At 65.0% G+C, this 6,214-nt stretch carries 5 protein-coding genes; all 5 read right to left on the minus strand.

The annotated features are described in order from the left end of the window. On the minus strand, window positions 1–895 hold an 895-nt coding region (locus Q0A15_RS12475; protein WP_291279853.1), incomplete at its 3' end, for an LLM class flavin-dependent oxidoreductase. A gap of 27 nt (window positions 896–922) precedes the next feature. Continuing rightward, window positions 923–2,530, minus strand: coding sequence for an ABC transporter substrate-binding protein (locus tag Q0A15_RS12480; RefSeq protein ID WP_291279854.1), 1,608 nt, complete (start codon window positions 2,528–2,530; stop codon window positions 923–925). A gap of 62 nt (window positions 2,531–2,592) precedes the next feature. Next, window positions 2,593–4,254, minus strand: a complete 1,662-nt coding sequence (locus Q0A15_RS12485) for an ABC transporter ATP-binding protein (RefSeq protein WP_291279855.1) — start codon at window positions 4,252–4,254, stop codon at window positions 2,593–2,595. Then, window positions 4,251–5,189, minus strand: a complete 939-nt coding sequence (locus Q0A15_RS12490; protein WP_291279856.1) for an ABC transporter permease — start codon at window positions 5,187–5,189, stop codon at window positions 4,251–4,253. The genes Q0A15_RS12485 and Q0A15_RS12490 overlap by 4 nt, the downstream gene beginning before the upstream one ends. Then, on the minus strand, window positions 5,186–6,214 hold a 1,029-nt coding region (locus tag Q0A15_RS12495), incomplete at its 5' end, for an ABC transporter permease (protein WP_291279857.1). The genes Q0A15_RS12495 and Q0A15_RS12490, both read right to left, overlap by 4 nt.

Raw genomic sequence — 6,214 nt, forward strand, 5'->3', positions numbered from 1 at the left:
CGATGATGCGCTGGGCCGCCTGGTCTACGCTGCCGACGACCCGGAGCCGGTCGGTCGGTGCCCAGGGGAATGCCGCATCGAGTGCTTCCAGCCGTTCTTGCGCGGTGCGGCCGGGTGCATCGAGGACGATCTCGACCTCGGCGACGCTGCGGCTGACGCCAGCTCGAGCGGCAGCTTGGGCAGCCTGCGCCGTGCCTGTGGCGGAGGGTGCGGACACGAGCGCGATGTCCACCAGGGGAGACACCGAGGGGCTGAGGTCACGGCTCCAGATGGGCGGTTGCCCCTGCGGGGGACGGGGGAGCAGTCCCGGGCCCTTGACGTTGAAGAACTCACCCTCGAAGTCGGCATAGTGCCAGCGGTCCAGGTCCAGGAAACGGTTCGAGGACTCGTCCGCCAGGAAGATGTCGTCCTCCCAGCTGTCCCAGAGCCGTCGTACGGCGGTGATGACGTCGCGCGTCTCCCGGTGCGCCTCACCGACGGTTTCACGGGGACGTCGACCATAGGAGGCCGCTACGTCGTCGGAATCGTCGGTTCCCACGAGCCAGCCGCTGCGGCCCTTCGCGGACCAGTCCAGCGAATTGAGCTGATTGGCCACGTGGAACGGTTCGGCATGGATCGCATTGGTCTCGCCCACGACCGCGATGTGTTCTGTGAGGGCTGCGGCGTGGGCCGCGGCCTCGACCGAATCGAGCTGACCTTGCACGTTGGGCGGCAGCCCCGGGCGGTGGTGCTGCCCCAGGATCGCGAAGGACAGCAGGGAGTCGTCGAGCGCAGCAAATCGTGCTCTGAAGCGGTGTGGGTCGAAGTAGTGTGCTGGGGTGTCTGTGGCGAATCGCCATGAGGCGGGGTGCGCTCCCTCTCCGGTCACCTCGATGCCGACGGGAAATCGGGTCATGTCTGCTCCTTGCCTTCGGCTGGTGGGTCAGTGGGCCTTGGTCGTGTTGATCAGCAAGGTGAGGCGTGTGTCAGCCCCCAACTCCAGGTCGTCGACGTCGTCGGAGGTGCCGATGATGGTGGCCAGTTCATGCACGGGGACGAAGTGGAATCCTGTGACCAGATCACGTTGGATCTGCTTGACGAGATCTGCGCGTTCCGCTTCGTCCGAAACGGTGACCTGCCTCTTGAGACGATCCTCGAGGTCCTGGTCACTGACCGGGTTCGAATAGGCTCCGGAGTCCGTGAAGTTGGTGCGCAGTACGTCCGGATCGGTCGAGGACGTGTTGCTCCACGAGATGTCGTAGGCCTTGTCTGCACGAATCTGCTGAGCCGTGGCGGGGTCGCTGAGCTGCTTCACCTTGAAACCGACGTCCTCCAATTGCTGCTGCAGGATCGCGATGCTGTCGGCGTTGGCTGAGAAGTTCGGACCCCAGAGGAAACGTAGGTTCAGCTGCTTGCCATCCTTTTCCCGAATCCCGTCGGAGCCGACCTTCCATCCGGCCTCGTCGAGGATCTCGGCGGCCTTGTCCGGGTCCTGCTTGGCGATGTCGGCTGACACGTCCGCGTAATCCTGGGTCAGGTGGCCAAGCGGGCTCTTGGCGACGGGGAAGTGGTCGTTGAGCGCTCCGTCGCGGACCTCCTTCGCATCCACCGCATAGGAGATCGCCTCCCGGACCAACGGATCCCTGGTCAAGGGGCTTTCCTCATTGAACGAGATCCCGAACACGGCGCCGGGATTGGCACGTTCAACGATGTTGGAGGAGGCTGCGACGCTCTCGATATCGTTCGGGGCGACACCGCCTGCGACGTCAACCTGTCCGCTGGTGAGTCCGCCCGTGCGGTTTCCGGGTTCGGGGACGATGCTGAACTCGACCTTGTCCAGCGCAGCTCCTTCATCGTTGTCGAAGTAGGTCGGTGCCCATTCGTATCCCTTGCGCTTGGACAGCACCACCGACTGATCCTTCTTGTAGGAGTCCAGCTCGAAGGCGCCGGAGCCTGAGATCTTGGATCCGTCGGTCCGGTCCTCGAAGGGGACCTTCAACGAGGCATCGGACACGATGCCGAACCAGGTGGAGGAGGCCTGGACGGGGAAGGCGACGTTGGGCTCCGAGAACTTCACCACGACGGTGTGCTCATCGATCACTTCCGTGCCCTTGTAATGGGTGAGGGGGCCGGCGGCACCGGACGTGGCCCCCGCCTTCTTGGCGCTGTCGATGTTGCCCTTCACGGTGCTCGCGGTGAGCTTGCTCCCGTCGGAGAACGTGACATCATCTCGCAGTTTGAACGTCCATTCCGTGGCCTCGTCATTGGAGGAGAACTCCTTCGCGAGCCATGGCTCGAGTTCCAACGTCTTGGGGTTCTGGAACACGAGTGAATCGAAGAGCTGCCTCGTGACGTACCAGGTGTCGTTGCCTCCGCCCAGGGCCGCCGGGTTCAGGCTGACGGGATCGTTGGCCACGGCGAACTTGAGCGTGCCACCGTTGGTGGTGCCCTCACCGGATTCTGGTGTGGATGCGCAGGCGCTCAACCCGAGCCCGAGGGCCGCCAGCGCTGCGGTGGTACGGATCAGCGACCTTTTCTTGGATGCAAGCATGGATTTGTTCTCGTTTCTTCTGGGAGGGTGCTGTGGTTTCTTGGGCTGCCGGCCGATTGCGGTCAAGCGGCCTTGATAGGACTGCTTCCTGGGATCGCGGCGAGCAGTTCCTTGGTGTAGTCGCTGTGTGGTTGTTCGAACAGGCTTACGGTGTCGTTGGCCTCGACGATCCGACCTTGTCTGATCACGTTGATCTCGTGTGCGATGTCGCGCACCACGGCAAGGTCGTGTGAGATGAACAGATAACTGAGTTCGTGTTCTCGCTGCAGGTCCACCAGGAGATCCAAGATCTGGGACTGGACGGACACGTCGAGCGCGGAGACGGGCTCATCGAGCAGGATGAATTCCGGCTCCAGGGCGAGGGCACGAGCGATGGCTACACGCTGTCGCTGACCCCCACTGAGTTCGTCGGCCCGGCCGTGCAGTGTCCGGCCCGGTAGGGCCACTTGATCGATCAGGTCCGCTGCGCGGGCCCGCCGCTGCTTGCGGTTGCCGATCCCGAAGGAAGCCAAGGGTTCCTCGACGATCTCGGAGACGGTCAGCTTGGGGTTGAGTGAGGCAAAAGGATTCTGCTGCACGATCTGGAGTCGGCGCCGCAGTTGTCGCAGCTTTTCCCCGCGGACCGCCGTGATGTCCTCTCCGTGCAAGAGCACCTTGCCCGAGGTGGGTTCTTCAAGTCGGAGTGCGATGCGCCCGGTGGTGGTCTTGCCGGAGCCGCTTTCACCGACGAGGCCCGTGGTTCGGCCTCGAGCCACGGTGAGGTCGACCTCCGCCACGGCGGGGAACGTGCCTCCACCGAGAGAACCGGGTAGTGGGAACTCCTTCGTGACCTTCTGGAGCCGTAGCGTTTCTGCGGCGCCTCCGAGCTCGGTGGAGGCCTGATGCGCTCCCCTTGTCCTTGCTTCGGTTCCGACGAGGATCCGTCGCTGGGTGTGCATGCCGGGGGCATCGCAGACGAGTCTCTGGGTGTAGGGGTGCATGGGTCGATGGAGCACCTGGTCCGGGGTTCCTTCCTCCACCACCCTGCCCTGACTCATCACCAGAACGCGGTCGCTGCGGTCGGCCGCGACACCCAGATCGTGGGTGATCAACAATTGGGCGGAGCCAGCCTGCGATGCGCGTTCATCGAGGAGGTCGAGGATCTGCTTCTGCACCGTGACGTCCAGGGCACTGGTGGGTTCGTCGGCGATGAGCAGTTGGGGAGAGGCGATCAAACTGATCGCGATGAGCACCCTTTGGCGTAGGCCTCCGGAGAGCTCGTGCGGATACTGCGTTGCACGTAGTTCCGGCTGGTCCAGCCCGGCGTCCGCCGGGGCGGTCACGACCCGGTCGTGGAAGACCTGTTTAGGTTCCAGTCGGTGTACGCGCAGGACCTCTGCGACTTGGTCGCCGATGCGCTTGACCGGGTCCAAGGACACCGTGGGGTCCTGGGGTACGTAGCCGATGTGGCGCCCACGGAGCTGGTTGAGTACACGATCCTTGGCGCCCAGGATCTCCTGCCCTTCGAACTGGATGCTGCCGCTGGTCGTGACCAGCGATCGAGGGCTGAGTCCCAGCGACGTGGAGGCGATGGTGGATTTGCCGGATCCGCTTTGCCCAACGAGGGCGACGCGTTCGCCCCGGTGGATGTCGATGTCGACTCCTCGGACGGCTTCGACGAATCCGTAGCGGGTACGGTATTTGAGGTGCAGGTCCCTGACTTGGAACAGGATGTCCTTGCTCACGAGTCGAACCTTTCGTTCAGGGCGTTCGCGATTCGATTGACTGACAGGACGGTGGCGGCGATGACCAGGCCGGGCACCGTGGAGATCCAGCCCTGGGCGGCGAGGTAATCCCTGCCCTGGCTGACGATGGCTCCCCACTCCGGGGCCGGTGGCGGGGCGCCGTAGCCGAGGAAGCTCAGCGCGCTGATCGCGAGGATCATGGTGCCGAACTGGAGCACGCCGAGCACCAGCACCGGTCCGTACGCGTTGGGAAGCACGTGCCGCACCAGGATCCGACCGGTCTTTGCGCCTCCGGCCCGTGCGGCCTCGACATAGGGGGACTGTTTGACCTTGAGTACCTCCGCCCGCATGACGCGGGCTACCGACGCGATACTGACGAGCCCCACGGCGAGGGCGATGTTGACGGTGCCGACGCCGAGGGCGACCACCACGGTCAGCATCAGCAGCAGGTCCGGGATGGAGAGCAGTACGTCTGCCAGGCGCATGACCAGGGTCTCCGTCCGGCCCCCGAGGAATCCGGCCAGAAGCCCCAGTAGGGAGCCGACGATGAGTCCCAGGGCGATGGCGATCATGACGGCGTGCAGTGTGAGGCCGGCTCCGTGCACCACGCGGGTGTACACGTCCCGACCGAGCTGATCGGTGCCGAACCAGTGCTCGCTGCCTGGGGGCAGCAGTTTCTGGGTGACGTCACCCTGAATCGGGTTCCCAGGGGCGAGCGCGGCCGGGAACACAGCCGCGAGCAGGACCACGGCCAGCCATGCCAAGGCGACCAGGACGGTCGGCTTCGCGAGCCACGAGGTCTTGAAACGCTTCCAGGCACTGGGCGGTGTGCCGTGAGCTGACGGGGAGGAAGGTGAGGACACCGCAAGTTCGTCCCCGGGGTCGTCCTGGAGTGGGGGCGTGGTCACGGGCGTTTCCAGCTCTACGGTGCTCATCGGGTAGTCACTTCCTTGGATTGGTTCGCCGCAGCGGAGGAGAGGCGTCGCTCTGCGTCGTCGGAGTGGGCTTCGGGGGTGGAGCCGGCGCCCTGTGCCTCGTCGAGCCGGGCTCGATCGAGGCGTCCTCGCCCGAAGCGTGCTCGCCGTGGCCCGGTCCGAATGCTCGTGCGGAGTCGCGGGTCCAGTAGTGGGTAGACGAGGTCTACGACCAGATTCGTGAGCGTGTAGAGCAGTGCTCCCAACAGCACGGCGCCCAGCACCACGAGAATGTCTTGGCCGCCCACAGCGTTGGAGATCACCCTGCCGAGTCCAGGGCGGGAGAAGACCGTCTCGACGATGACGGTTCCGCCGAAGAGGCCCGCGACGACGAGTCCGAGGACGGTGAGTACCGGTAGCAGCGCGTTGTGCGCCACATGGCGGAACTGCACAGAGAGGTATCCGGCCCCCTTGGACCTGATGGCGTTGGTGAACGGCTGCCTGCGGGAGTCGATGAGGCTGCGGGCGAAGACCTGCGCGATCATCGCGGCTGAGGGCATGGCCAGCGCCAGCATCGGCAGGACCAGCCCGGAGGGCCCGGGGGCGTTGAAGGCCGGGAAGAGCTGCCATCGGAAGGAGAAGTACTGGATGAGGACCAGACCGAACCAGAAGCTGGGGATGGAGACGCCCAGGCTCGGCACGCTGAGGAGGATCTGGGAGAGCCAGGGGCTACGGATCGTGGCAGCGATGAAGCCGAGCGCCAGCCCGACAGCCAGGGCCAGCAGGAGGGAGACTCCGGCCAGAACCAGGGTCGATGGCAGCGCCTCGCCCAGGACGTCGGCCACCGGGCGTCCCAGCTGGAACGAGTAGCCGAGGTCCCCACGAACCAGGGCGAACAGGTGTGTGAAGTATTGGATGAGCACCGGTTGGTCCAACCCATAGCGGGCCGCGAGGGCCTCACGTTCCTCGACGGTGACGTCGGCAGCGTCGGGGCCGAGCATGAGGTCCACCGGGTTGCTGGGGAGCAGGTGCAGCAGGAAGAAGGA

The sequence above is a fragment of the Galactobacter sp. genome (assembly GCF_022712295.1).
Lineage (GTDB): Bacteria > Actinomycetota > Actinomycetes > Actinomycetales > Micrococcaceae > Galactobacter.

Excerpts from the sequence above, each read along its gene's own strand:
- Q0A15_RS12480 (WP_291279854.1), bottom strand. The coding sequence starts at position 2,530 with ATGCTTGCATCCAAGAAAAGGTCGCTGATCCGTACCACCGCAGCGCTG.
- Q0A15_RS12490 (WP_291279856.1), bottom strand. The coding sequence starts at position 5,189 with ATGAGCACCGTAGAGCTGGAAACGCCCGTGACCACGCCCCCACTCCAG.